17 protein-coding genes are annotated in these 23145 nt (G+C 66.9%); 3 read left to right on the forward strand and 14 right to left on the reverse strand.

The genetic code is table 11. From position 1 onward, the window contains the following. Positions 1–4: 4 nt before the first annotated feature. Genes VLK61_RS31740 through VLK61_RS31750 form a run of 3 tightly spaced genes read right to left on the reverse strand, consistent with a single transcriptional unit; the run spans position 5 to position 5518 of the window. Positions 5–3400: an ATP-binding protein gene (locus tag VLK61_RS31740; protein ID WP_325427674.1), complete on the reverse strand. Its 3396-nt coding sequence runs from the start codon at positions 3398–3400 to the stop codon at positions 5–7. Then, on the reverse strand, positions 3390–4034 hold the full coding sequence (locus tag VLK61_RS31745; RefSeq protein WP_325427676.1) for a DUF4194 domain-containing protein: 645 nt from the start codon (positions 4032–4034) through the stop codon (positions 3390–3392). The genes VLK61_RS31740 and VLK61_RS31745 overlap by 11 nt, the downstream gene beginning before the upstream one ends. Next, positions 4031–5518, reverse strand: coding sequence for a DUF3375 domain-containing protein (locus tag VLK61_RS31750; protein WP_325427678.1), 1488 nt, complete (start codon positions 5516–5518; stop codon positions 4031–4033). Before VLK61_RS31750 ends, VLK61_RS31745 begins: the two co-directional genes overlap by 4 nt. 174 nt (positions 5519–5692) lie before the next feature. On the opposite strand from VLK61_RS31750, the gene VLK61_RS31755 reads away from it, so the two are divergent. Next, on the forward strand, positions 5693–6007 hold the full coding sequence (locus VLK61_RS31755; protein WP_325427680.1) for a hypothetical protein: 315 nt from the start codon (positions 5693–5695) through the stop codon (positions 6005–6007). A 34-nt stretch (positions 6008–6041) separates the two neighbouring features. Here VLK61_RS31755 and VLK61_RS31760 read toward each other — a convergent pair whose 3' ends face one another. From VLK61_RS31760 to VLK61_RS31770, 3 genes are read right to left on the reverse strand one after another with little or no spacing between them, the layout of a single operon-like run. Further along, positions 6042–6926, reverse strand: coding sequence for an alpha/beta fold hydrolase (locus tag VLK61_RS31760; RefSeq protein ID WP_325427682.1), 885 nt, complete (start codon positions 6924–6926; stop codon positions 6042–6044). A 3-nt stretch (positions 6927–6929) separates the two neighbouring features. After that, positions 6930–7760, reverse strand: a complete 831-nt coding sequence (locus VLK61_RS31765; protein WP_325427684.1) for an esterase/lipase family protein — start codon at positions 7758–7760, stop codon at positions 6930–6932. Between the two features lie 50 nt (positions 7761–7810). After that, positions 7811–9535, reverse strand: a complete 1725-nt coding sequence (locus VLK61_RS31770; protein ID WP_325427686.1) for a wax ester/triacylglycerol synthase family O-acyltransferase — start codon at positions 9533–9535, stop codon at positions 7811–7813. Positions 9536–9686: 151 nt separating this feature from the next. On the opposite strand from VLK61_RS31770, the gene VLK61_RS31775 reads away from it, so the two are divergent. Beyond that, positions 9687–10670 carry an acyltransferase gene (locus VLK61_RS31775; RefSeq protein ID WP_325427688.1) on the forward strand — a complete coding sequence of 328 codons (984 nt, stop codon included), beginning with the start codon at positions 9687–9689 and terminating at the stop codon, positions 10668–10670. On the opposite strand, the gene VLK61_RS31780 is transcribed toward VLK61_RS31775, so the two are convergent. From VLK61_RS31780 to rimP, 7 genes are all read right to left on the reverse strand, one after another. Next, on the reverse strand, positions 10599–11501 hold the full coding sequence (locus VLK61_RS31780; protein WP_325427690.1) for a DMT family transporter: 903 nt from the start codon (positions 11499–11501) through the stop codon (positions 10599–10601). The genes VLK61_RS31775 and VLK61_RS31780 overlap by 72 nt on opposite strands. Positions 11502–11517: 16 nt before the next feature. After that, positions 11518–13335: a translational GTPase TypA gene (typA, locus tag VLK61_RS31785; protein ID WP_325427692.1), complete on the reverse strand. Its 1818-nt coding sequence runs from the start codon at positions 13333–13335 to the stop codon at positions 11518–11520. Positions 13336–13358: 23 nt separating this feature from the next. Beyond that, the gene (gene truB, locus VLK61_RS31790) at positions 13359–14306 is read right to left on the reverse strand and encodes a tRNA pseudouridine(55) synthase TruB (RefSeq protein WP_325427694.1); all 948 of its coding nucleotides are present in this window, start codon (positions 14304–14306) and stop codon (positions 13359–13361) included. Position 14307: 1 nt separating this feature from the next. Then, positions 14308–14673, reverse strand: a complete 366-nt coding sequence (gene rbfA / locus VLK61_RS31795) for a 30S ribosome-binding factor RbfA (protein WP_325427697.1) — start codon at positions 14671–14673, stop codon at positions 14308–14310. Between the two features lie 81 nt (positions 14674–14754). Next, positions 14755–17637 (reverse strand): translation initiation factor IF-2, encoded by a 2883-nt coding sequence (gene infB, locus VLK61_RS31800; protein ID WP_325427699.1) that lies wholly within the window; start codon positions 17635–17637, stop codon positions 14755–14757. 57 nt (positions 17638–17694) lie between these two features. After that, complete coding sequence (gene nusA / locus VLK61_RS31805) at positions 17695–19173, reverse strand: transcription termination factor NusA (protein WP_325427701.1); 1479 nt, start codon at positions 19171–19173, stop codon at positions 17695–17697. Further along, positions 19173–19766, reverse strand: a complete 594-nt coding sequence (gene rimP, locus VLK61_RS31810; protein ID WP_325427703.1) for a ribosome maturation factor RimP — start codon at positions 19764–19766, stop codon at positions 19173–19175. Before rimP ends, nusA begins: the two co-directional genes overlap by 1 nt. 240 nt (positions 19767–20006) lie before the next feature. On the opposite strand from rimP, the gene fabI reads away from it, so the two are divergent. Further along, positions 20007–20792, forward strand: coding sequence for an enoyl-ACP reductase FabI (gene fabI, locus VLK61_RS31815; RefSeq protein WP_325427705.1), 786 nt, complete (start codon positions 20007–20009; stop codon positions 20790–20792). Positions 20793–20825: 33 nt separating this feature from the next. On the opposite strand, the gene VLK61_RS31820 is transcribed toward fabI, so the two are convergent. Continuing rightward, positions 20826–23084: an arginine/lysine/ornithine decarboxylase gene (locus tag VLK61_RS31820; RefSeq protein ID WP_325427707.1), complete on the reverse strand. Its 2259-nt coding sequence runs from the start codon at positions 23082–23084 to the stop codon at positions 20826–20828. Between the last annotated feature and the right edge of the window lie 61 nt (positions 23085–23145).

The raw sequence follows: 23145 nt of genomic DNA on the forward strand, positions 1-23145 counted from the left end.
CAACTCACCCCTGCCCGGCACCCGGCATCGCGGCATCACGCTGCGCGCGATATTCCTCGATGCTCAGGTTGCGCAGCCGCGAGGCGCTGCCGTCTTCGTTGTGCACGAAGCCCACGCTGGCGACGAAGGGTTCGATGATGTGGATCTTCTGCAGCGGCGTGACGATCAGCAGCTGCAGGTTGAGCTGCTGGAACAGCCTCAGGCCGTATTCGGCGGACTCGTCGGAGCCACGGCCGAAGGCTTCGTCGATGACCACGAAGCGGAACGAGCGTGAGCGCACGGCGCCCCACTCCAGCCCGAACTGGTAGGCCAGGCTGGCAGCCAGAATGGTGTAGGCCAGCTTCTCCTTCTGCCCGCCGGACTTGCCGCCCGAGTCCGAGTAGTGTTCATGCTCGCTGCCGTCTTCGCGCCAGCGCTCGCTGGCGGCAAAGACGAACCAGTTGCGCACATCGGTCACCTTGGCCGACCAGCGCCGGTCGAGTTCGGCCGAGCCTTCGCGCCCGCGGAAGCGTTCGATGATGTGGCGGACCTGCAGGAACTTGGCTTCGGAGTACTGCGCATCGTCCGAGCCGGTGAGCGCGCCTTCGGTGCAGGCGCGCAGCTCGGCCTGGAAATCGCGGATGTCGGCGTCGGTGGCGGATTGCTCCTCCAGCGCGATGAAGCGGCCGGGGTTGTAGTCGATCTGCGTCAGCGATTCATTGATGCGCGCGATGCGTTCCTTGATGGTCTCGCGCTCGCGGTGCAGCTGCGACTGGAAGTTGGCCACTTCGCGGATGGTGTTCTCGTTGAGCAGCTCCTTGAAGCGCGCCTCGAAGCGCGGCAGGTCGTCGGCATTCAGGCGCTCCAGCATGGTGCGGTATTCGAAGCCCGCCGCCACGCTGGCATCGACCTCCTGGGTGTCGAGCTTGAAGGCCTGCTTGTACTCGGCCATGGCCCGCACGATCTTCTCGCCCAGGCGCGCCAGCTTCTTGTCTTCGGCATCGATGCGGGTCTGCAGCCACGTGCGCAGCTCCTGTTCGCGGTGATCGCAGGACTCGACGCTGAGCTGGTGCTCGCCGAGGGCCTCGTTCCGGAAGCCGTCGATCAACTCGAACTGCGCGCTGTGCGCCAAGGCCTCGGGTGCGTCCAGCAGGCGCTGCGTCTGTTCACGCAAGGCCAGCGCCTGTTCGTGCTTGAGTGCGTCGCGGGCCTGCTCGGCTTCGCGCGCCTTCAGCCGAGCGGCCGTCTCGGCCAGCCCGGTTTCCAGCGCCTTCAGTTGTGCGGCCAGGGCCTGCAGCAGGTCCGACGCGGTTTCGAGATCGCGCTTTTCCTGCACCAGCCGGGCGATGTGGGTGGCGCTGGCCGGCCAGTCCAGTTCGGCGAAATCGCGGTACTCCTCGATCTTGTTCAGCGCCTGCAGTTGCTCGCGGGCCGATTGCTGTTCGCGCTGCAGCTCGGCGATGCGCTTGCCGGTGTCGGCCAGCCGCGCTTCCAGCAGGCGCGACTTGGACTCGAGCGCGGCGATCTTGGCCTGGTTGCTCCAGCCCAGCACGTAGCGGCTGCGGTCGTCCAGCCGGTGACGGTCATCCTTTTCATGGCGCTCGCCCGGGGCCTTGATCTGCCCGGCCTGCGTGATCGCACGGGTCTCGCGCCGGAACTGCTCGCCGCTGCTGCAGCAGGCCAGGTCGAAGCGGTGCGCCAGCTCACGTTCCATCCAGTCGTAGAACGGTGTATCGGGCTTGATCACCAGCTTGCGCACCAGGGAGTCCGGGTGCAGCGTGGGCATCTCGCCGCGCCCGTCCTTGCGCGCGGTGCGGATGCGAAAGTAGACCAGCCGGCCCTTGAGGTGCGTGCGGTCGACCCATTCGCTGACCAGCGCGTAGTGCGCATCGGGCACCAGCAGCGACAGGCCGAAGCCGCGCAGCACGCGCTCGGCCGCGCCCTGCCAGTCGCGCTCGTCGTCGCGCACCTGGATCAGCTCGGCGGCGTAGGGCATGTCGGCCTCGCGCAGGCGCAGCGCCTCGCACAAGGCACTGCGCATCGCGACCTGCTGCGCGTCGATGTTGCTGCGGCGTGCCTTCAGGCTGGCGAGCTCGGCGCGCAGTTCGTCGTGCTCTTGCCGGCCCTGTGCAAACGCCACGCCTTGCTCGTTGAGCTCGTTCTGCACAGCCGCTTCACGATCGGCCGCGGCTTCGCGCATCGGGCCGCACAGCTGCCGGTGGGACAGGAAGTCCTCGGCGTTGTGCACCGCCAGCAGGCCCAGAGCGCGGCGCAACTCGTCGTAGCGACCGGCCTTGTCGGCGCGGCGCTGTTTCTCCTGCTCGGCCTGCGCAATCTCGATCGCCAGACGTTCGATGCGGTCGCCGCCGCTGTCGGCAATGCTGCGGCGCAGTTCGCGCTCCTGCGCCTGCTGCTCGTCGTGCTGGCTGTTCAGCCGCTGGATGTGGCCGGCGTGCCGAGCCCCTTCTTCGGCCAGGTGGGTGATGCGCCGGTCCAGCAGCTCGGCCTTGAGCGTAGCGAAGTAGGCCTGCAAGGCCTCGCGGGCGGCGCGCAGCTGGTCGATCTGCCGGGCCAGCGCCTCGTGAGCCTCACCGTCGGCCACCAGCGGCTGCAGCAGCTGCACCTGGCGCTTGGCCTTCAACACCGCCTCGTGGGCGCGGTTCAGGTCGTCGAAGTGCGCGATCAGCGCGGCCACGCGGGGCGCCACGTCGAAGGGCTCGAGCATGTGGCTGCGCACGAAGTCGGTGAGGTTGCCCACCGATTTCATCGACACCGTCTGGTGGAACAGCTCCAGCGCCTGGTCGTTCTTGATGCCGAAGTGGCGGCGGAACAGCGCGCCGTAGGGCGGGAAGCTGTCTTCGATGCCAACACCCGCCGCGCGCAGCCGCTTGCGCAGCTTGGCGATGTCGGTGCCGAAATCGGCGAAGTGCTCGGCAATGCCCAGGCGCTTGTCCGCCACCGCGTACAGCCGCAGCGGCTGGCCTTGCGGGTCCTTGAGCCAGAACACCTGGGCCAGCGTGACGGTCTGGTCGTAGCCGGCGTTGTGGAACACCGCCAGGATCACCGAATAGTCGTTCGGCGTGCGCAGCGCCACCGGCCGGCCCGAGCCACCCTGCTCGTTGCGCTCGGCCTTGTAGTGGCCGAGCATGTAGGAGCGCAACGTGCGCTCGCGCGCATCGGCGCCCGCGGCCTTGTTGTAGGCCACGCGCTGGGCCGGCACCAGCAGCGTCGTCACCGCGTCCACCAGCGTGGACTTGCCGGAGCCGATGTCGCCGGTGAGCAAGGCGTTGCGGCCCTCAGTGCGCAGGGCCCAGACCCGGCCATCGAAGGTGCCCCAGTTGAAGACTTCCAGGCGCTGCAGGCGAAAGCCGGCCAGCGCTTCATCGGCCGCGAAATCCAGCGCCAGCGATTCATTCTTCATCGCGGGGTCCTGCCAGCTGGGCCCGGTAGGCTGCCAGGCGGGCATCGAAGTCGCCCAGCCACTGCGCATCGACAAAGGCCTTCAGGATGCGCTGCACCTCGATCATCTGCTCCTGGCCGCGCAGCCGGCGCACGAAGCCGAGCTCGCCAATGCGGTTCAGGTGGGTATCCACCTGGTCGATCAGGCGGGTTTCGTTGCTGCCTTCGGGCAGGAACACGCGCAGCATCTCCACCACCTGGTCGCGCGACAGGATCAGCCGCGTATCGCCGCCGCCGGCATCGAATTCGGCGAGCTTCTTGCGCAGCAGCGCCAGCAGCAGGCTCACCGCGAAGGACAGCGGCCGGCGGGCCACAAGGCGCGGCCGCTTCGACGCTGCGGGGGCATCGTCATCGGTTTCGGCGCGTGAGCGCAGGAAGGCATAGCCCTCGGACTCATCGAGCATCAGCTCCAGGCCGAGCACGGCAACGTGGTCGCGCACACGACCCTGCAGTTGCAGCAGCGCATGCCAGTGGGCCGCGTCATCGGCGCGGTAGGTCACGGCCTTGAGCAGCGGCACCAGGACCGTGGACAGATCGGCCGTGTCGGCAGCGCCTTCGGGCGCTGCAGCGCTTGAGGATTCAAGGGGCGTCGTCATGTCTTCGAGAAGATCACGCGCGGCAGGCGCGCACTCTTGTGCTGGCCATCGCGCGTGCGCCAGTGCACGCTGTCTTCCACCGTGTCGTCGATTGTCGCGCCGGGCTGTTCGCCGGCCAGGCTGAGGTAGGCCACCAGCTCGGCCAGGCCTTGTTCGAGTGGCCGGGCCTCCAGCAGTTCGGCCAGCGTGACCTGGTTGCGCTGCTGCAGGCTGTGCCGCACATGCCGGGCCAGAGCCGCCTTGTCGACGATGAACTGCGAGTACAGCGCCGACGCGTCCATGTCTTCGTCACCGGCGGACAGCTTGGCGCTGCTGAGCGCCAGCTTCACGGCCGGGGCGTGCAAGGGGCGCTCCAGCGGCAGCTCGATGCTGGGCGCGGTTTCGTCGATGTGCATGAACTCGCCCGACGGGGGTGAGGTACGCACGGCCAGCGCCGAGGCTTCGATGCCACGCAGGATGTCCATGATGCGGCGGTTCTCCAGGTAGGCCTGGTCGTCCAGGAAACGCCGCAGTTGCTGCGACAGCAGCGCGACGGTGCGCTGCGCATGCTCGCCGGCTTCGAGCCAGTCGTAGTGCACGCGCCGCAGCCGCGCATCGGGCCGCAGTTCGGCCACCGGCGGCAGCTGCAGCACGCGGTCCAGCAGCTGGGTCAGCTCGTCCTGGCGCGAGCGGGACATCAGGAAATCCCAGAACGCGCGGAAGCTGCGGCCCTGGTCGGATTCGGCGATCAGGTCGCGTTCGCCCAGGATGTCCTGCAGCAGCGCACCCTTGGCGCCGTCCCACAGCGCGATGCGCTCGCGCACCCGGCGGTCCAGGCCGCGAAAGTTGTGCTCCACCTCGCGGAAGTCGGCCAGCAGTTCACGTGCGAGCGCCGCGAACTGCGCGAAGCGTTCCTTCAGCGCGGTGTCATTGAGCAGCGGCACATCGCCGGCTTCGACACGGGCGATCTCGGCATCGATCTCGTCGCGGCGCCGGCGCAGATCGTGCAAGCGCGCCTGCGGATCGGTCTGGCTGCCCTCGTTCATCTGCCGCAGCAGGCCGAACAGCGTGAGCAGCCGCGATTCGGTGCCGACGAACTGTCGCTCCCCGAGGCTGACGAGCCAGGCAATCGCCCGTTCGGTGGCGGGCGTCAGGTCGAAGTGCGGCTCGTCCGATCCGGGCGGGTAGAACTTGCGCAGCCAGGCCTTGTCGTTGGCGGCCCAGTCGTTCAGGTATTCGGTGGCCGACTTCGGGTAGGTGCCGGCGCCGCGCTGCTCGCGCAGGGCAAAGAGCGTGTCCTCCAGGGCTTCGGCCAGATCGGCCTGGGCCAGCACGCGCCGGTTCGGCAGCACGAACACGCGGTGCAGGAAGCTGGCCACCAGCGGTGCCGAATCGGCCAGCAGCAAGCGCCAGGCCGGGTGCTGGCGGCGCAGGGCGTCCAGGGTGTCGAAGTCAAGCTCAGCGCCGGAGGCCCGGGGCAGCCTGGGTTCGCGAAGGGATGGCATGGGGGGTGCGGGGGGAGGATCACGGGACGAGGCCCGGGCGCATTAGACCAAGCGGGCCGATTCCGCGACAAACGCCACGCGTTGGCGATGCGACGGCGCTTGAGCCCGCGGCGAATTTACAGTCAGATACGGTCAGAAGATTCAGCAACACCTTGCGTGAGGGACCTGTCAGCCATGAAGCACTTCCCCCAGTTCATTCACATGCTGCGCGCCGCCTGGGATGGCGACCGGAACACCTGCGTTGAACAGGCCACGCACCTGGCTGAGCGCCTGGAAAGTGAAGGCGACACGGCCCACGCCAGGATGCTGCGCTTCACGCTGAGCGCGCTGCAGAACAAGGAGATGTCGCCGGCGACTCGGCAGGCCGTGGCCGATGCACGCGCCACGATGCTGGCCCCCGCCCCCACTGCAGCCGGCACCCAGGACGACGCCGGCCGTGTCGCGCTGACCTTCGGTGAATGGGAGCACGAGGCGGCGCCGCATCGCTAGGCCTCGAGCCGGGCAGGCCAGAAGCGCCTAGCGCCTAGCGCGACCGCCCCGCGTTCTCGGCAATGCCGGCCGCCACGCGCGGCAACAGCTGCTCCGGCAGGTCATGGCCCATGCCGGGGATGATGTCGGCCACCGCATGCTCGATCTTCTTGACCAGGTCATGCGCGGCGGGCACCGGCACCAGCGGGTCGTCCTTGCCGTGGATCACCCGCGTGGGTGCGACGATCTGCTTGAGCAGTGACGAACGGTCGCCGTCGGCGACGATGGCCACCAGTTGCCGTGCGACGCCGGCCGGATGCCAGGCCCGCCGGATGCTGCTTTCGATGCGCCGCCGCTGGCGCGCAGCGTCCGGCGGATAGCCGGGACTGCCGATGACCCGCCACACCCCCAACGCGTGCACGACACGGGATTCGGTGTCGTCGCCGCGGGGACGCGACAGCAGCGCACGGCGCACCGCGGCCTTGGCCTGCGGCAGGTGGCGCGCGCCGGAGCTGGTCATGATCAGCGTCAGGCTCTTCACCCGCTCGGGATGGCTGGCGGCGATGTGCTGCGCGATCATGCCGCCCATCGACGCGCCGCAGACATGCACACGCTTGATGCCCAGGTGGTCGAGCACGCCGACGCAGTCCTCGGCCATGGCGGCCAGCGCATAGGGTGAGCGCACCTTCAGCCGCAGCAGGTGGCGCAGGCTGGCGCGCAGCAGGTTGGGGGTGCCCAGGTGGTCCAGGTGGGCACTGAGGCCGATGTCGCGGTTGTCCATGCGGAGCACGCGGAAGCCGCGGGCCGCGAGGTCGGCCACCAGTTCATCAGGCCAGGCCACCAGCTGCATGCCCAGGCCCATGATCATCAGCAAGGGCTCGCCGTCGGCGGGGCCCTGCTCATCCACCTCGAATTCGAGGCCGTTGGCGGTGATGCGCATCGGTCAGCCCTGGCTTGCCGCCTGAAGGGGTGAATGGTCGGTGGTCTTGTAGAACCAGCGCCGCGCGCCGCGCAGGTCGAAGCGCTGCCAGCGCGCCGGGTCCTGCATCAGCCGGTCGGCGATAACGTACAAAGCCAGCGGGTTCATGCCCATGCCGATGTGGCTGGCATGGACCTCGATGTTCTCGGTGTGCGGCTCGCCGTCGTTCAGGCTGCACTGCCAGGCCACCACGCCGTCGGTCTTGCTGTAGATCGATGTCGTCGGCACCGGCGGCGGCACGCGCAGCTGGGCGATGAACTCGGGGTCCTGCTCGACGTTCTGGCCGCTGACCATCTGGTAGAAGCGCCAGGCATTGGTGGCCCGCGGGTGACCGGAGAACGGTGCGCCGAGCGTGATCACGCAGCGGGCCTTGTCCGGCATCTCCTTGGCCATTTCACGCGCGTATACGCCGCCCAGGCTCCAGCCGATCAGGCTGACCTTCTCGCGATGGCGATCGGCCACGTGCCGCACCTGGTCTCGCAGCGCATCAAGCACGCCATGGCGCGGGCCGAAGTTGAAGCCCTGCTTCCACGGATACGCCGTGTAGCCGCGGTCGGACAGGAAGCCGCGCAATGGGGCGGTGGTGAAATCGGTGGCGCCTAGGCCGGGGAAAACGATGACCGGGTGGCCATCACCCACCGGCAGCTGGCGCAGCCAGGGCATGGCGGCGAGCATCGCCGCGCATTCCCATGGCGCGCGGGCCTCGAGCATCAGTTGCAGCGGGCCGGGCGGTTGCAGTTCTTCGACAGCCGGGGGCACGGCGCCGGCGGGCTTGCGTCGGCGATTCAGGGCCATGCGCACTACCTCATTGTTGTCAGGGGCCCCCAACTGGGCCGTAGCCAATCTTATCGGGCCCGGCGGGCCTTCATTGGAGCGCTTGCCCTAGCCACCCCTGTCGCACGCGCGACAGTGCCGGCAGTCTTGACCGCGGAGCCTACTGCCGTGCCGACAGCCGTGCCCATGGCCTTGCCGACCGCCGCCCCCACAGCCTTGCCGACGGTGTTGCGCATGCCGCTGCCGGTGGCCTGCTGGACGGCGCCCTTCACCGCATCGGTGACCACATCGGTCAGCCGGCGCCGGGCCTGGCCCAGCACGGCGCGGCCGGTGTCGACCACCGTGGGCGGTGCGGTGTCCTCGGCATGCATCGCGCGCAGGTCGTCGAAGGCCAGTGCGATGCCATCGGCCAGTTCGCGCACATCGGGCATCGCAGCGGCATCGGCGACGAGGCCGAAGTCCATCTGCTTGTCGTAGCTCTCGACGGTGATGTTCAGGCCCAGGCCATGGGTGACGATCGAGGTCGGGTAGTTGACCATCATGCGGCCGCCGGCCAGGTACAGCGGCACCGGCGGGCCCGGCACGTTGCTGATCGCCACATTGGCCAACTGCGGAATGCGCTCGGCCACCTTGGCCTTGCCATACAGCGCGGCGGCGGCCTCCACCAGCCAGGGCACACCGATTGACGGGTAGTCGGTCGGCAACACGGACTTGAGCTTGCCCATCGTCGCCTTCATCGCCGCGGTGGCCTCCTTGACATGGGCGAAGCGCTTGCGGAAATCGGCGATATGCGTGCCCAGGCTGACCAGGCTCATCGAGGCCTGGGTGTCCGAGGTGGTGTCACCCTTCTCGCGCAGCGACACCGGCACCGCGGCGATCAGCGACTTGCGCGGCAGCGCATCGCGCTTGGCGAAGTAGCGGCGCAGCGCGGTGCCGCACAGCAGCAGCACCACGTCGTTGAGCGTGGCCTCGTTGGCCTTGGCAATGGTCTTCAGCTCGCCCAGTGGCAGCGTCACGCCGGCGAACGCGCGCTGGGCGGTCACCGACTGGTTCAGCACCGTGCGTGGCGCCAGGGTCACGTTGCTGCTGCCCTTGCCGGCCCCGCGCAGCAACGAGCTGTTGGACAAGGCCACGCCCGCTGCGCCAGCCAGCGTGCCCAGCGTCGAGGGCAGCTGCTTGATGATGCTGGTGACCTGCAGCACCTCGCTGGCGAGGGCGCCGCGCAGCATCTGGCCGGTGCTCAGGCGCAAGGTCTTGCTGCGCTTGTTCGGCTTGACCTCGATCTGCCGCGGCACCGGCGTCAGGTCCAGCAGCACCTGGGCCAGCGCCACGGCCGCCTGGCCGTCCACCGCGGCATGGTGGAACTGCGAATACAGGCCCACGCGCTTGTGGCCGCTGGCCGTGGGGGCCAGGCCTTCGAGCACGAAGAGCTTCCACAGCGGGCGCTTGCGATCGAGCAGCCTGGCATGCAACTCGCTGACCAAGGCTTCGAGTTCGGTCAGACCATCGCCATACTTCGCGCTCTTCGGCAGCTTGACCGAGACGATGTGCTTGCCGAGATCGGGCTCCGCGTCGACCCAGGCCGGATTGGCCAGGTTCAGCGGCATCCACCACAGGCGCCGCCGCAGCACCGGGATCAGCGGCAGCCGCTCGGCGACATGCTTGCGCAGTTGCGTGACATAGCTGCCTTTGTGACCGGCGGGCAGCTCGTAGATGTTGAGCGCACCGACATGCATCGGCATCTCGGCCGATTCCAGGTACAGGAATGCTGCATCGAGGCCGGAGAGTTGTTTCATGGGCTTGATGCTAGGGTCGCCGACCATCGAGGCCGGCCCGGGTTCACCCTAGGGCGCCGGACTGCGCACGCTCCTTGCTGGGCGACAATGCGAGCGTCTGCCCGCGATGTGCGGCCCCCTTCCTGCCCGCCGGCGCTGCCGGCCCCACCCCATGCTTGCACTTCTGCCGGCCGCCCTGCGCGGTGGCCTGACCGGCCTCATCCTGGGCCTCAACACGGTGCTGGTGTTCTCCTGCATGGTGCCGCCTGCGCTGCTCAAGCTGGTGCTGCCGTTTGCCGCAGTTCGCCGGCCCTGCGACCGGCTGCTGAACGGCCTGGCTTCCCGCTGGGTGGCGATCAACAACGCCTGGATCGCCAGCGTGGCGCCCCGAGCGGGCTGGGACGTGCAAGGCACCGACGGCCTGCATGCCAAGGGCTGGTACCTGGTGTCGAGCAACCACCAGACCTGGGTCGACATCCTGGTGCTGCAGCGCATCTTCCACCAGCGCATCCCGTTCCTGAAGTTCTTCCTGAAGCGCGAGTTGCTGTTCGTGCCGGTGATCGGCTTGGCCTGGTGGGCGCTGGACTTTCCGTTCATGCGCCGCAGCCACGGCCGCGGCGGCAGCGACCTGAAGACCACGCGCGAGGCCTGCGAGAAGTTCAAGCACATCCCGACCACGGTGATCAACTTCGTCGAAGGCACGCGCTTCACGCAGGCCAAGCGCGTGGCAGAGCGCAGCCCCTACCAGCACCTGCTGAAGCCCAAGATCGGCGGCATGGGCATGGCGCTGGCGACGATGGGCGAACAGTTCGAGGCCCTGCTCGATGTCACCATCGTGTACCCGCAGGGCACGCCCAGCTTCTGGGACCTGCTGTGCGGCCGGCTCGATGCGGTGATCGTGCGCGTCGTCACGCGCGAGCTACCGGCCGAAGTGCTCGGCGGCGACCCGGTCGGCAACAAGGCCTATCGTGTGCGCGTCGGCCGCTGGATGCAGCAGCAATGGGTCGAGAAGGACCGCCTGATCGACGAATTGCTCGCCGGCCGGCGGCCGTCGACCGCGAGTTCAGCCCAAAAAACGGCCAGTTCAGGCGAAGCCGCTGCGCCGCTGCCGCAGGGCCAGCGCCTCGTTGGCGAGCAAGGCACCGATCACCAGTGAGCCGCCGGCCAGCGCGGTAGGCCCCGGCGCTTCATTGGCGCCGACCCAGGCCAGCAGCACGCCGAAGATCACTTCCAGCAGCGCGATCAGCGACACCTCGGGCGCCGGCAGCACACGGGCGACCTGCACCGAGATCAGGCAGGGAATCGCCAGCTGCACGACGCCCAGCAGGCCGAGCAGCGACAGGTCGTGCGTTGATGCGCTGAGCGGCCAGGCCAGCGGCAGCGTGATCGCGGCCGACAACACCGCGCCGATCAGCACGGCCGGTAGCATGTCGGGTTCAGTCTGCGTCGGGTCGCGGCGCTGGCGCTGCTGGATGTACTGCAGCAAGGTCCAGTTCGTCGCGCCGGCCAGCGGCACGCCCAGCGCGACGAGGATGCCGGTCAGCGACGCCCCGCCTTCCACCGCCTGCCGGCCGAACATCCAGCCGATGCCGATACCGGCCACGCCGATGGCGGCCCAGGTGCGCGCCGGCAGCTTGTGGTGCAGGAAGAGGCGCGCGAACAGCGCGGTGACCAGGGGCGCGATCGACATCGTCACCAGCACGGCGGCCACCGTCGTCAGCGTGATCGCCACCATGAAGTTGGTGTACATCACCGTCCAGCACAGGCCGGAGATCCACAGCGGCCAGCCGCCCTGGCGCAAGGTCTGCCACAGCGCCGGCCCGCGCATCACGACCAGCGCCAGCGTCAAGGCCAGCGCATTGAACAGGCTGCGCCAGAACGTCACTTCGAAGCTGCGCGCCGACTCCAGGTGCCGCGTGACGACCCCTGCAATGCTCCACATCAGCGTGACCAGCACCATCAGGCCGATGGCGCGGCCATGACTCATGCGCTCCGACACGCGATCAGGCAGCTTCGCGCTGGGCCCGCTTGCGGTCGTGTTCCTTCAGATGGCGCTTGCGGATGCGAATGCTCTTGGGCGTGATCTCGACCAACTCGTCGTCGGCGATGAACTCCACCGCGTACTCCAGCGACAGCTCGATCGGCGGCGTGATCTTGATCGCGTCTTCCTTGCCGCTGACGCGGAAGTTGGTCAGCTGCTTCTGGCGCACGGCATTGACCACCAGGTCGTTGTCGCGGCTGTGGATGCCGACGATCATGCCTTCGTACACCGGGTCGCCGGCGCGCACGAACATGCGGCCGCGGTCGTCCAGCTTGCCCAGCGCGTAGGTGACGATTTCGCCGTCGTCCATGCTGATCAGCACGCCGTTCTTGCGGCCTTCGATCTCGCCCTTGAAGGCTTCGTAGCCGTCGAAGATGTTGCTGATCAGGCCGGTGCCGCGTGTCAGGTTCAGGAACTCGTTGGAGAAGCCGATCAGGCCCCGCGCCGGAATGCGGTATTCCAGGCGCACGCGGCCGCGGCCGTCGGTTTCCATGTTCACGAGTTCGGCCTTGCGTTCGCCCAGTGCCTGCATCAGTGCGCCCTGGTGCTGGTCTTCGACGTCGGCGGTGACCAGCTCGATCGGCTCATGGCGTTCACCGTTGACCTCGTGGAACACAACGCGCGGCTTGCTGACGGCCAGCTCGTAGCCTTCGCGGCGCATGTTCTCGAGGAGGATGGTCAGGTGCAGTTCACCGCGGCCGGACACTTCGAAGATGCCGTCTTCGTCGGTGTCCTTGACGCGCAGCGCGACGTTGCTCTGCAGCTCACGGTCCAGCCGGTCGCGCAGCTGGCGGCTGGTGACGAACTTGCCTTCGCGGCCGGCCAACGGCGAGTTGTTGACGCAGAAGTTCATCGTCAGCGTCGGCTCGTCGATGTTCAGCATCGGCAGCGGCAGCGGGTTGTCGATGTCGGTCAGCGTCACGCCGATGCCGATGCCTTCGATGCCGTTGATCAGCACGATGTCGCCGGGGCCGGCTTCGGTGGCCTGCTGGCGCTCCAGGCCTTCGAACTTCAGCACCTGGTTGACGCGCGCCTTGATCGGCGTGCTGTCCGGGCCGCTGTAGACGGCCACTTCTTGCATGGGCTTGAGCGTGCCCTGGTTGACGCGGCCGATGCCGATGCGGCCGACATAGGTGGAGTAGTCCAGCGAGCAGATCTGCAGCTGCAGCGGCGCGTCGGGCTCACCTTCGTGCGCCGGCACGTGCTGCAGCATCGCATCGAACAGCGGCGCCAGGTCGACACCGGTGTCGCCTTCCTTCAGCATCGCCCAGCCGTTCAGGCCCGAGGCGTAGATCACCGGGAAGTCCAGCTGTTCTTCGGAGGCGCCGAGCTTGTCGAACAGGTCGAAGGTGGCGTTGATCACGTAATCGCAGCGCGCACCCGGCCGGTCGACCTTGTTGACGACGACGATGGGCTTGAGGCCCAGCGCCAGCGCCTTCTTCGTGACGAAGCGGGTCTGCGGCATCGGGCCTTCGACCGCGTCGACCAGCAGCAGCACGCTGTCGACCATCGACAGCACGCGTTCGACTTCGCCGCCGAAGTCGGCGTGCCCGGGCGTGTCGACGATGTTGATGTGCGTGCCCTTCCATTCCACCGCGCAGTTCTTCGCGAGGATGGTGATGCCGCGCTCACGTTCGAGGTCGTTGCTGTCCATCACGCGTTCGGCGATCTTCTCGTTCTCACGGAAGGTGCCGCTCTGGCGAAGCAGCTGGTCCACCAGCGTGGTCTTGCCATGGTCGACGTGCGCGATGATGGCGATGTTTCGGATCTGACGGGTCATGGTGGTTCTCGTGAAAATTCAGGTCACGCCGTGGCGGGTTCGGGATGCTGGAGCGCCTGCACTTCCAGCGGGCTGAGCAGGCGGTCGGCGATCAGTTCGCCGGCGGTGATGTGGGCGCTGCCGAGGAAGGCGCCGGGCTGCGGTCCATAAACGCGGACGGCGGGCAGATCGGCATGCTGCACACGGCGGCGCAGGCCGGTCAGGAAGCGGCCGGCTTCGTCATCGTCCAATGCCAGTCGCGGCCAGTCGGCGAGCAAGGCATCGGGCGACAGCAGGCGCGTTTCGCGTTCGGATTCGGACATGGCTTCGAGCTGGTCCAGCGTGATGGCATCGTCCACCGACAGCGGCCCGCTGCCGGTGCGACGCAGCGCGGCCAGGTGCGCGCCGCAGCCCAGCGCCTCGCCGATGTCCTCGGCCAGCGTGCGGATGTAGGTGCCTTTGCTGCAGCGCACGTCGATCACCAGCGTCGTATCGTGCCACTCGACGATGTCGATGGCGTGAATGCGGATGCTGCGCGATGGCCGCTCCACCTCGATGCCAGCACGGGCGTATTCGTAGAGCGGCTTGCCATCCTTCTTCAGCGCCGAGTGCATCGGCGGCACCTGGTCGATGGCACCGGTGAAACGCGCACAGGCGGCGTCGATGGCAGCGCGGTCGATGTTGACCGGGCGCTCTTCGACCAGTTCACCCTCGAGGTCGCCGGTGCTCATGCGCCGGCCCAGGCCCAGTGTGGCGCGGTAGGCCTTGTCGGCGTCCAGGCTGACTTGCGAGAACTTGGTGGCCGCACCAAAACACAGCGGCAGCAGCCCCGTGGCCAGCGGGTCCAGCGTGCCGGTGTGGCCGGCCTTCTCGGCACGCAGCAGCCACTTGGCCTTCTGCAAGGCATCGTTGCTCGACCAGCCCAGCGGCTTGTCGAGCAGCAGCACACCGTGCACGGCACGGCGTTGGATGCGTTGCTTCTGTGCTGCCACGTCAGTCTTCTTTCGCCCGTGTCGCGTTGGCTTCACGGATCAAGGCGCTCAGTTCGGCCGCATGTTCTGTCGTGCGGTCGAACTGGAAATGCAGTGTCGGCACGGTGTGGATCTGCAGCCGCTTGAACAAACCATTGCGCAGGAAGCCCGCGGCCTCGTTCAAGCCGGCTTCGCATTCGTCGGGCGTGCCGACCAGCAGCGAGAAGTAGACCTTGGCGTGCGCGTAATCCGGCGTCACGTCGACGCTGTTGATCGTGATCATGCCGATGCGCGGATCCTTCAGCTCGCGGATCAGCTCGGCCAGATCACGCTGGATCTGGTCGGCGACTCGAAAGCTGCGGTTGGGGATGGCTCGCTTGTGGCGCATGGTTCAACTCCTGGGGTGCCCTCAAGCACAAACCCCGCCTTCTTTGGGAAGGCGGGGTTTGCAGGTGAGGGCAAATCCGCCTTACAGCGTTCGGGCGACTTCCTTGACCTCGAAGAACTCAAGCTGATCGCCTTCGGCGATGTCGTTGTAGTTCTTCAGCTTGATACCGCACTCGAAGCCTTCGTTGACTTCGCGCACATCGTCCTTCATGCGCTTCAGCGATTCCAGCTCGCCGGTGTAGATCACGACGTTCTCGCGCAGCAGGCGGAAGCGCGCGTTGCGGCGCACCACACCACCGGTGACCATGCAGCCGGCCACCGTGCCGATCTTCGAAGCCACGAACACCGTGCGGATCTCGGCCGAGCCGATGACTTCTTCCTTCTGCTCCGGCGCCAGCATGCCGGACATCGCCGCTTTCACCTCATCCACCGCGTCGTAGATGATGTTGTAGTAGCGCAGGTCGACATCGTTGCCTTCGGCCAGCTTGCGGGCATTGGCGTCGGCGCGCACGTTGAAGCCGATGATCACCGCCTTCGAGGCGATGGCCAGGTTCACGTCGGACTCGCTGATGCCGCCGACCGCCGCATGCACGATCTGCACCTTGACTTCCGGCGTGCTGAGCTTGACCAGCGACTGACCCAAAGCTTCCTGCGAGCCCTGCACGTCCGCCTTGATGATCAGCGCCAGCGTCTGCGCCTGGCCTTCGCCCATGTTCTCGAACATGTTCTCCAGCTTGGCGGCCTGGCGCTTGTTCAGCGTCACTTCGCGGTACTTGCCCTGGCGGAAGGTGGCAATTTCACGGGCCCGGCGTTCGTCGCCCAGCACCATGAATTCATCACCGGCACGCGGCACTTCGGTCAGGCCCTGGATCTCCACCGGCATCGACGGCCCGGCCTCTTGCGTGGCCTTGCCGTTTTCATCCAGCATCGCCCGCACGCGGCCGTAGCTGGAACCCGCCAGCACGACATCGCCGCGCTTCAGGGTGCCCGATTGCACCAGCACCGTGGCCACCGGGCCGCGGCCCTTGTCCAGCTGGGCTTCGATCACCAGGCCCTTGGCCATGGTGTGGATCGGCGCCTTCAGCTCCAGCACTTCGGCCTGCAGCAGCACCTGCTCCAGCAGGTCGTCGATGCCCTGCCCGGTCTTGGCCGAAACGGCCACGAACGGTGCATCGCCGCCGAACTCTTCCGGCACCACCTGTTCGGCCACCAGTTCGCCCTTCAGGCGTTCCAGGTTGGCTTCAGGCTTGTCGACCTTGTTCATCGCCACGACGATCGGCACGCCGGCCGCCTTGGCGTGGTGGATGGCTTCCTTGGTCTGTGGCATCACACCATCGTCCGCCGCGACCACCAGGATCACGATGTCGGTGGCGACGGCGCCGCGGGCTCGCATGGCCGTGAAGGCCGCGTGACCCGGGGTGTCCAGGAAGGTGATCATGCCGCGCGGCGTTTCGACGTGGTAGGCGCCGATGTGCTGCGTGATGCCGCCGGCTTCACCCGCTGCCACGCGGGTGCGGCGGATGTAGTCCAGCAGCGAGGTCTTGCCGTGGTCGACGTGGCCCATGATGGTAACCACCGGCGCGCGCGAGGTCTGTTCGGCCTCGGTCGCGGCATGCTCCTCTTCGAGGAAGGCTTCCGGATCGTCCAGCTTCGCAGCCAGCGCCTTGTGACCCATTTCCTCGACGACGATCATCGCCGTCTCCTGGTCCAGCTGCTGGTTGATGGTGACCATCTGGCCCAGCTTCATCAACTGCTTGATCACCTCGCTGGCCTTGACCGACATCTTGTGCGCAAGATCAGCCACGCTGATGGTCTCGGGCACATGCACTTCTTGAATGACCGGTTCGGTCGGTGCGTTGTACGACGATTGCTCGTTGTCGCCCCGCTCACCCCGGCGACCGCCACGCGGCGCACGCCAGCCAGCCCGGCCGGCGCTGGAATCGGTACGGCCCTTCAGCGCGGCGCGCTTCTTGGCGGCATCGTCGGCCCAGCTGGATGACAGCTTTTCGGACTTGACCGACTTCTTGTCGCCCGGCTTGGCCACGCCCGGCGCTGCGGGTGTGGCACCCGGCGCCCCCTTGGGCTTGTGGATGGTGCCGGTGATGGCTTCCTTGGCCGCGGCCGGCTTGACCTCTTCAGGCTTCTTGGCCGTCAGCACCTTCTTCGGCGCATTCATCATCGCGCGGATCGCGGCGGCCTCGGACTCTGCTGCCTTGCGGCGCTTGTCCAGATCGGCCAGGCGCTGCTTCTCGGCCGCCTCGTCCGTGCCGGCCTTGACCACGCGCAGGTTGGACTTCGGCGGCTCGGGCGCGGGCGGCGGTGCGGGCACCGGAGCCGGTGCTGCCGCGGCGGGCGCAGGCGCCGGTGCGCCGGCTGCCGGAGCGGCCGCCGGTGTTGACGCCTTCTCGATGGCCGCAGCCGCCGCAGCCTTGGCCGCCGCTTCGGCCGCTTCACGCGCCGCCGCTTCGGCGGCGGCTTTGGCCGCCGCCTCGGCCGCTTCACGGGCCTTGCGCTCGTCTTCTTCGCGCTGGCGCTGTGCGGCAGCCAGTTCCTCGGCCTGGCGGCGCAGCGCCTCGGCCTCGGCATTGGCCGCGTCTTCGCGGCGCTGCAGATCGGCGTCGTCGTCCACCGGCGGCGCCGCTTCTTCGGCGGCCGTCGGCGCTTCGTCACGCTTGACGAAGGTGCGCTTCTTGCGCACCTCGACCTGGATCGTGCGGGCCTTGCCGGAGGCATCGGCCTGCTTGATCTCGCTGGTGGACTTGCGCGTCAGCGTGATCTTCTTGCGATCGCCGCCGGCAGTGCCATGCGCTGTGCGCAGGTAGTCCAGCAGGCGTTCCTTGTCAGCCTCGGTCAGCGCGTCGTCGGGCGACTTCTTCGCGACACCGGCAGACTGCAGCTGCTCGAGCAGCGTCCCTGCAGGACGGTTGAGCTCGGCTGCGAACTGGGCGACGGTCGTCACGGCCATTGATGATTTCCTTGCGTGAACTTCAGGGTGAGGCTGCGGGGTGGTTCAGTGCGGCTTTCATGCCGTGAACCAGTGTTCGCGCGCCTTCATGATCAAAGCCTTGGCGGCGGCTTCGTCGATCTGCGTCATCTCGACCAGTTCGTCCACCGCCAGATCGGCCAGGTCGTCGCGGGTATGCACCCCGCCATCGGCCAGCTTGCCAATCAGGTCGGGCGACAGACCTTCGAGGTCACGCAGGTCCTGCGAGACTTCTTCGACCGACTCTTCGTGCGCGATCTCCATCGTCAGCAGCGCATCCTTGGCTCGGGTGCGCAGCTCGCTGATGGTGTCCTGGTCGAAGGATTCGATCTCCTGCATCTCGGCCAGCGGCACATAGGCCACTTCCTCGAGGCTGGTGAAGCCTTCCTCGATCAGGATGTTGGCGACTTCTTCATCGACATCGAGTTTCTCGACGAACAGCTTGCGGATCGAATCACTCTCCACCGCCTGCTTCGCATGCGACTCTTCGGCGGTCATGATGTTGATGCGCCAGCCGGTCAGCTCGGACGCCAGGCGCACGTTCTGGCCGCCGCGGCCGATGGCGATGGCGAGGTTCTCTTCGTCCACCACCACATCCATCGCGTGCTTTTCTTCGTCGACGACGATGGATTGCACATTCGCCGGCGCCAGCGCGCCGATGACGAACTGTGCCGGGTCTTCCGACCACAGCACGATGTCGACACGTTCGCCGGCCAATTCATTCGTCACCGCATTGACACGCGAGCCGCGCACGCCAACGCAGGTGCCGATCGGGTCGACCCGCTTGTCGTGCGAGACCACCGCGATCTTGGCGCGTGAACCGGCATCGCGGGCGCAACTCTTGATCTCGAGCAGGCCCTGCTCCATCTCGGGCACTTCCTGCGCGAACAGCTCCATCATGAAGCCCGGCGCCGAGCGCGACAGCATGATCTGCGGGCCGCGCGCGGTGGGGTCGATGCCGGCGATGAAGGCCCGCACCCGGTCGCCCGTGCGCAGGTTTTCCTTGGGGATCATTTCGCTGCGCTTCAGGCGGCCTTCGACCCGGCCCGATTCGACAATGATGTCGCCCTTGTCCAGCCGCTTGACGGTGCCGACGAAGACCTTGTCGCCACGCGACAGGAAATCGTTCAGCAGCGTTTCCCGCTCGGCATCGCGGATCTTCTGCAGGATGACCTGCTTGGCCGCCATTGCGCCGATGCGACCGATCGGCACCGATTCGATCGGCTCCTCGATGTGGTCGTCGACCTCGATGTCGGCAATCTGTTCCTTGGCTTCGAACAGCAGGATCTCGGCGTCCGGCAGTTGCAGGCCGGCTTCGTCCGGCACCACATGCCAGCGGCGGAAGGTTTCGTACACGCCGGTGTCGCGGTCGACCGAGACGCGGATATCGACCTCGCCGCCATGCAGCTTCTTGGTCGCCTGCGCCAGTGCCGCTTCGACCGCGCCGAACACGACATCGCGGTCCACGCTCTTCTCGCGCGAGATGGCATCGACCAGCATCAACATTTCGCGGTTCATCAGTCTTGACCTCCGTCTACCTTGTTCGCCTCGTTCCGCTGCCCGCGCCGACCCTTGAAGTCGAGGACGGGCACCAGACGGGCTTCGCGCACTTCATCCAGCGCAAAGTCCAAAGCTTGTTCTTCGGGTTGAACCGTGCTTCCCGCTTGAAGCGCGGCCTGGTTCTGCGCCTTGGTCTGGCGCTTGGACTTCGGTGCAACCGGCAATACCAGCCGCCAGCCGCCATCTTCACGCAATTGCAATTCACCGCGCCACTTGCGGCGGTTCTGAAACGGCTCGCGCAAGGTCACTTCAACCTCGCTGCCGGTGAAACGCTGCCAGTCGGCCGGCTTGGTCAGCGGCCGATCCAGGCCGGGTGACGAGACTTCGAGGCGTTCGTACTCCGCGGCCTCGACTTCCAGCACATACTGCAGCTGCCGGGTGACCAGTTCGCAGTCCTCGACCAGCACGAATTCGCCGGGGCCGGTTTCATACAGCTTGCCGGGCAGGCGATCGATGTAGACACGCAGCAAGCCACCCGCCGACCGTTCAACGTCGACGAGGTCATACCCCATGCCGGTCACGGTTTTTTCCACCGCCGCCTGCCAGTTCATTGTTCCTGCTGTCACCCTTGTGCCGAGTCTTCCGCAACCTGAAATGAAAAACAAAACGCGGTCGAGCAAAAAAAATGGGCTGGATGAATCCGCCCATTCAGCTCAACAGCGAAAGGTCGGATTGTAGCCAGCAAGCGCAGTACCGGCAAGCTGGCGGCGTGGCGCAAAGGCCTCGGGCAGGCGCTGCATGCGAGAATCCAAGACCCAGAGAACCCCTCATTACAGACAGGATTTGAAGTCATGGGCTTTCTTGCCGGCAAGCGCCTGCTGATCACCGGAGTGTTGAACAACCGCTCGATTGCCTATGGCATCGCCCGCGCCTGCCACCGCGAGGGGGCTGAACTGGCCTTCAGCTACCAGGGCGAGCGCTTCAAGGAGCGCATTACCGAGTTCGCGGCCGAGTTCGGCTCGCACTTGGTCTTTGACTGCGACGTGGCCGACGACGCCCAGATCGAGCGACTGTTCGCCCAGTTGGGCGAATCCTGGGATCAGTTCGATGGCTTCGTGCACGCCATCGCCTTTGCGCCCCGCGAGGCCATCGCCGGCGACTTTCTCGATGGCTTCACGCGCGAGAACTTTCGCATTGCCCACGACATCTCGTCCTACAGCTTCGGCGCGCTGGCCAAGGCCGCCCTGCCCCGCCTGCGCCCCGGCGCCGCGCTGCTGACGCTGAGCTACCTGGGCGCCATGCGCTACGTGCCGAACTACAACACCATGGGCCTGGCCAAGGCCTCGCTGGAGGCCAGCGTGCGCTTCCTGGCGCAAAGCCTGGGCGCCAAGGGCGTGCGCGTGAACGGCATCTCGGCCGGCCCGATCAAGACGCTGGCGGCCTCCGGCATCAAGGACTTCGGCAAGCTGCTGACCGAATTCGCCGCCAACACGCCGATCCGTCGCACGATCACGATCGACGACGTCGGCAATGCCGCAGCCTTCCTGTTGTCTGACCTGGCCGGCGGCATCAGCGCCGAGATCACTTACGTCGACGGCGGTTTCAGCCAAGTCGCAGTGAGCAGCCCCGGCGCCTGATCAAGCAGCGGGCACGTCGGCCCGCAGCCCGCTTCAGGCCCGGACGCAGTCGACTGCGTAACGACGGCCGCCCTGGCCGTCGTCCAGTTCGACCAGGCCGTGCACGTCGGTGTCGAAGCCCGGGAACTTGGCATTGAACTCGCGCGTGAAGCGCAGGTACTGCACGATCTTGCGGTTGAAGCGCTCCCCCGGGATCAGCAGCGGGATGCCCGGCGGGTACGGCGTCAGCAGCGAGGTGGTGATACGGCCTTCCAGCTGGTCGATGTCCACCCGCTCGGTGTCGCGGTGGGCGATGCGCGCAAACGCATCGCTGGGCTTCATCGCCGGATGCAGGTCGGACAGGTACATCTCGGTGGTCAGCCGCGCGATGTCGCCCGCCGCATAGGTCTGGTGGATGGACTGACACAGGTCGCGCAGGCCCATGCGCTCGTAGCGCGGCTGTTGCGCACAGAACTCGGGCAGGATGCGCCACAGCGGTGCATTCTTGTCGTAGTCGTCCTTGAACTGCTGCAGCGCCGTCAGCAGCGTGTTCCAGCGGCCCTTGGTGATGCCGATGGTGAACATGATGAAGAACGAGTAGAGGCCGGTCTTCTCGACCACCACGCCATGCTCGGCCAGGAACTTGGTGACGATGGCCGCAGGGATGCCGGTTTCGGCGAACTTGCCCGACACGTCCAGCCCCGGCGTGATGATGGTGCTCTTGATGGGGTCGAGCATGTTGAAGCCCGGCGCCAGGTTGCCGAAGCCATGCCATTCCTCGTTGGCCTTGAGCACCCAGCCCGAGGGCTCGCCGACGTCTTCCCGGTTCTGCTTGTCCGGCCCCCAGACCTTGAACCACCAGTCCATGCCGAACTCGTCGTCGACCTTGCGCATTGCGCGGCGGAAGTCCAGCGCCTCCTTCAGGCTTTCTTCGACCAGCGCGGTGCCGCCGGGCGGCTCCATCATCGCCGCCGCGACATCGCAGCTGGCGATGATCGAGTACTGCGGCGAGGTCGAGGTGTGCATCAGGTAGGCCTCGTTGAACAGATGGAAGTCGAGCTTCCGCGTCTGCGAGTCCTGCACCAGCACCTGCGAGGCCTGGCTCAGGCCGGCCAGCAGCTTGTGCGTGCTTTGCGTGGCATAGACCATCGCCTCCTTCGGCCGCGGGCGCGACTTGCCCATTGCATGGAAGTTGCCGTAGAACTTGTGGAAGGCGGCATGCGGCAGCCAGGCTTCGTCGAAATGCAGCGTGTCGATCCAGCCGTCGAGCTTGGCCTTGATGGTCTCGGTGTTGTAGAGCACGCCGTCGTAGGTGCTCTGCGTCAGCGTCAGGATGCGCGGCTTCACCGTCTCGGCGTCGACACCGGCCAGCAGCGGGTTCGCGGCGATCTTCCTGCGGATGGTCTCCGGCGAAAACTCGCTCTCCGGGATCGGGCCGATGATGCCGAAGTGGTTGCGCGTCGGCGTCATGAACACCGGCACCGCGCCGGTCATGATGATCGAGTGCAGGATGGACTTGTGGCAGTTGCGGTCCACCACCACCACGTCGCCCGGCGCCACCGTGTGGTGCCAGACCATCTTGTTGCTGGTGCTGGTGCCGTTGGTGACGAAGAAGCAGTGGTCGGCATTGAAGATGCGCGCCGCGTTCTTCTCGCTCTGCGCGATCGGGCCGGTGTGGTCGAGCAGCTGGCCGAGTTCTTCCACCGCGTTGCAGACGTCGGCGCGCAGCATGTTCTCGCCGAAGAACTGGTGGAACATCTGGCCCACCGGGCTCTTCAGGAAGGCCACGCCGCCCGAATGGCCCGGGCAGTGCCAGGAATACGAGCCGTCCTGCGCATAGTCCATCAGCGCCTTGAAGAACGGCGGTGCCAGGCCGTCGAGGTAGCTCTTGGCTTCGCGGATGATGTGGCGGGCCACGAACTCCGGCGTGTCCTCGAACATGTGGATGAAGCCGTGCAGCTCGCGCAGGATGTCGTTCGGAATGTGCTCCGAGGTGCGCGTTTCGCCGTACAGGTAGATCGGGATGTCGGCGTTCTTGAAGCGGATCTCTTCGATGAACTTGCGCAGGTTCAGCACGGCCGGGTCCAGCTCGGGCCCGGGCGTGAACTCCTCGTCGTCGATCGACAGGATGAAGGCCGAGGCCCGGCTCTGCTGCTGCGCAAAGGACGACAGGTCGCCGTAGCTGGTGACGCCCAACACCTCGAAGCCCTCTTTCTCGATGGCTTGCGCGAGCGCGCGGATGCCCAGGCCGGAGGTGTTCTCCGAGCGGTAGTCTTCGTCGATGATGACGATGGGGAAGCGGAAGCGCAGCATCACTAAGCTCCTTCGGAGCGAGGGGGTCGAAAATTGGCGAGCGCGAAGTGTAGGCGCGAAC

Origin of the sequence: Aquabacterium sp. (assembly GCF_035476535.1) — a bacterium.
Taxonomy (GTDB): domain Bacteria; phylum Pseudomonadota; class Gammaproteobacteria; order Burkholderiales; family Burkholderiaceae_C; genus Pseudaquabacterium.